This is a genomic window from Rhizobacter sp. (genome assembly GCF_031412075.1).
GTDB lineage: Bacteria > Pseudomonadota > Gammaproteobacteria > Burkholderiales > Burkholderiaceae_C > Rhizobacter.
Genome location: NZ_JANOCG010000645.1, coordinates 1 through 3368, shown reverse-complemented (window position 1 = coordinate 3368; position 3368 = coordinate 1). Strand labels below are relative to the sequence as shown.

At 69.8% G+C, this 3368-nt stretch carries 4 protein-coding genes; all 4 read right to left on the bottom strand.

The window, feature by feature from the left end; all coding sequences use genetic code 11:
• On the bottom strand, positions 1-524 hold a 524-nt coding region (locus tag RMO40_RS23920; RefSeq protein WP_309726186.1), incomplete at its 3' end, for a family 16 glycosylhydrolase.
• Positions 525-625: 101 nt separating this feature from the next.
• The gene (locus tag RMO40_RS23915) at positions 626-1315 is read right to left on the bottom strand and encodes a hypothetical protein (protein ID WP_309726184.1); all 690 of its coding nucleotides are present in this window, start codon (positions 1313-1315) and stop codon (positions 626-628) included.
• A 122-nt stretch (positions 1316-1437) separates the two neighbouring features.
• Positions 1438-3057, bottom strand: a complete 1620-nt coding sequence (locus RMO40_RS23910) for a family 16 glycosylhydrolase (protein ID WP_309726182.1) — start codon at positions 3055-3057, stop codon at positions 1438-1440.
• 17 nt (positions 3058-3074) lie between these two features.
• Positions 3075-3368, bottom strand: a 294-nt coding sequence (locus RMO40_RS23905; protein WP_309726180.1) for a GyrI-like domain-containing protein, incomplete at its 5' end; no start/stop codon positions are given.

Here is a 3368-nt window from a genome sequence, read left to right as displayed (position 1 = left end):
TGGAACCAGCGCACGAAGGTCGGGCGCCATTCGAAGCCGATGGTGCGCCAGCCGTTGGCCACCGAGAACTGCCGGTAGTTCTGCTGGCCCGCCGTCCAGACGTTGGTGTGCAGCGTGCGGCCGCCGTTGATGAACTCGATGTCGATCTCGAAGTGGTTCGACGTCCCGGCGTTGCCGGCGTACAGGAAGAACGAACTGTTGGCGCCCGCGATGTAGCTCGGTTGCAGGCGCGTGACGAACTTGCCGTAGGTGAATGATTGCCAGCTGCGCACCTCGGCACACTTGATGTTGCTGGCGTTGCTGCTGTTGACGTTGAGGTGCAGCGCGCCCCAGCCGGTGCGCCAGGCCTCGCTGTAGGCGAAGGTGCAGCCGAAGATGTCGCCGTTGTGCCAGTTGGCCGTTTCCCACAGCGAGCCGGGCCCGCCCGTGCCGTCGAAGCCCTCGAAGACGTTGGCGGCGAACGTGGTGGTGGGGGTCAGCGAAGCGGCCAGCATGAAAGCTGCCGCGCAGAGGGTCTTGCGCATGGTTTTGTCTCCTGTTGGTTTGAGAGGGAGAGCCCGCAGGCCCGCCCTTCTGGAATCGAGGCTGTGCCGCCCCGTGTTTTGCTCAAGGCTTGCCGTGGCGCTCAGGGCGCCAGGGAGATCGAGCCCACGCTGAGGTCGTGGTTGCCCGCGGTCGAAGCCGCGTTGATCACATCGACTGCGAAGAGCCCCGCCCGCACGGCAGAGACCGTGGTGCCGGTGGCGCAGTGGGCAGGCAAGGGGAAGCTCGTGGTGTTGAGGTCGATCACGAGTTCGGTCAGCGTGGCGCTGACCATGGCCTCGGCGGTCGCCGTGCAGCCGTCACCGGCCACCGGCGTGGGCTGCAGTTTCACCAGCAGCAGCGCGTCGGTGCCCGACCTGAGCTGGATCTTGAGCCGGCCGTAAGCCGACGCGTTGACGGCCGTGTTGTTGGGGGCATGGAAGCGCACTGCGGTGCCGGCATAAGCCTGCGCCGAACCGAGTGCGGCGCTGTAGCTCACGGCGCCGCCCGCGAAGGCCGGTGTGCCCGGTGTCTGGGCGCCGGCGTTCTCGGCGTACTGGTAGGTCTCGATGCCGCCGGTTTCGGTGGTCGCGGTGGTGCTGGCCGGCGTGGCGAAAGGCAGGTCCGAAGGTGACGGTGACGGCGCGGGGCCGGGCGCCGGGGCTGGGGCTGGGGCTGGGGACGGCGATCCGGCTGCAGGTGGCTCACCGCCGCCGCCACAGGCGGCGAGCATCACCGCAGTGAAGAGCACGGCCAGGGTGCTCGCCGAGCGGGTCGTCAGATTCTTGTCCACAGATGTCTCCTGTCGTTGGGTCATCTCATGGTCTTCTTCCGGGGGCCGATCCGCCTGCGGCAGCTTGCGGTGTGCCTGATGGATCTTGCGCATCGGGCGGCCGGGCCGCGGCCCGGGGTCGCTCAGTAGCACATCATCAAACCGTAGCGCGGGTTGCGCTCGCAGGTGACCGGCCGCAGCGGCTGGCCGGTGGGCGCATCGGCGGCGGCGCGCCGCCGCGAAGAGTCCTTGGCGGCTTCCGTCGGTGCAGCCTGGGCGGAGGTGGTGGCCACCGGGTTGCGTTGTTGGGCCTGCCAGCTCGTCATGCGCGGGCGTGAGGCGGCGAGCAGGTCGCTGCGTTGGTAGAGGCGCACGTGGTCGACCAGCAGGCGGGCTTCGGCAGGCAGCTTGTCGGGCACGGCGCCGGCGCCATCGGCGCCGACCGCCAGGCCCAGGTGCAGCACGAAGGGCCAGGGCTCGAAGGCCGCCGCGGTGCGGTCAGCCAGCTCGGAGCGTGGCAAGGTCTTCACTGGCACGTCGTTGATGAACCAGCGGATGAGCGAGGGCTCCCACTCCACTGCCGCCACATGGAAGCCGTCGGACGACGCCTCGGGCGACAGTGGCGCGATGGGGTTGCGTTGCGTGTTGTCATCCAGGCCGGGGCCGTGCAGGCCGAGGGTGGCACTTGCCGGCTGGCCATGGTGCTCGTAGAGCACGATCTCGCCGGCGTCGGGCCAGGGCAGCTCGGCGAGTGGTGCGCCGAGCAGGGTGAGCGTGGTCGACAGGCCCGCCACACGCGGCGCCTTGAAGCGCACTTCCATGCGGCCGTAGAGCATCGCGCCCGGCGCGCGGGTGTGGAGCCTGGCGCTCGCGTGGGTGCACGGGCCACCGGTACAGCGCGATGCGGCATCGGCCAGTTCACGGGCGCGCAGCACCAGGTGGCCCTGGCCGTCGTGCGAGGCTTCCTTGGGCGAATCGGCATAGAGCGCGCGCACCCCCGCCACAGAGGGCTGCGTCGAGCGGACCGCGGTCCATTTGGTGGTGTCGATGCCGCGGCCGGCCGGTGCGGTGAACTCGTCGGACCAGGCAAGCGCCCAGCGCGCGTCGCGCACGACACGTGGTGGCGTTGCCGCGGGAGCAGGCTTCGCGCCGCTTGCGAGCGTGCGCATGAACTCCACCCGCCCGACCGTGAAACGCACCGGCTCGGCGGTCGGTTCGTTGGCGGTGATCTCCACCTTGGTGACGGCCGGCAGCGTCTGCTGCACCGTGGCACCGCGCTCGCCGCAATAGGGCTCGGGCCCGAAGGCCGAGAGCGGGATGACGTAGTCGGCCGGCTGGGTGCCGACGTTCTGCATCATCACCGGGTAGCAGCCGGCGTTGAGGATGGAGAGGTCCTGGCCCTTGAGGCGGATGCGCAGCACCCGCGGTGTGCTGGCCGACAGCCGGATGCGGATGTTCTCGTGGCCCGACAGGTTCACCGGCGCGCCGCGTGCATCGCCGCCCACCTCGACGCCGAGGGTGGCCCACTGGCTGCCGTTGGCGTGCGAGATCCGCCCGCCCACGATCACCGCCGAATCGACCACCTTCAAGGGGTTGGCGACGGCATCACCGGGGCGTTCGGACATCGCCAGAGGCAGCACTGGCGCGCCGCTGTGGGTTTGCAGCGATTCCTTGAAGTCGGCCCACAGAAGCGGCGCCTCGGCGGCCGAGAGGGCGAGCGGGAGTGTGCACAGCAGCAGGGCTGCACGATGGAGTCGAATCACCGCAAGCTCCGGTTGGGTCAGAGTGGGCGAAGCTGGACGGGCATGCACAGCTCGCAGCGCACGAGCGGGGTGCCCGGCGCACCTTCGCGCGGGTCGTAGCGCTCGAAAAAATGTCCCTCGCCCATGGTGAAGGGCGAGTTCGGCAGCCAGTCGTCGAGCAGGGCGTTCCACCCCAGCACGATGTCTTGTGACGGGCCGTCGAAGCGCATCGAGGCGATCCAGCGCGCCTCGAAGCGGTGGCGGGGCAGGCGCAGGCCGGGGTCGCGCCAATCGGGCGGCAGCTCCACGCAGGCGTCCATGCGGCAGGTGGA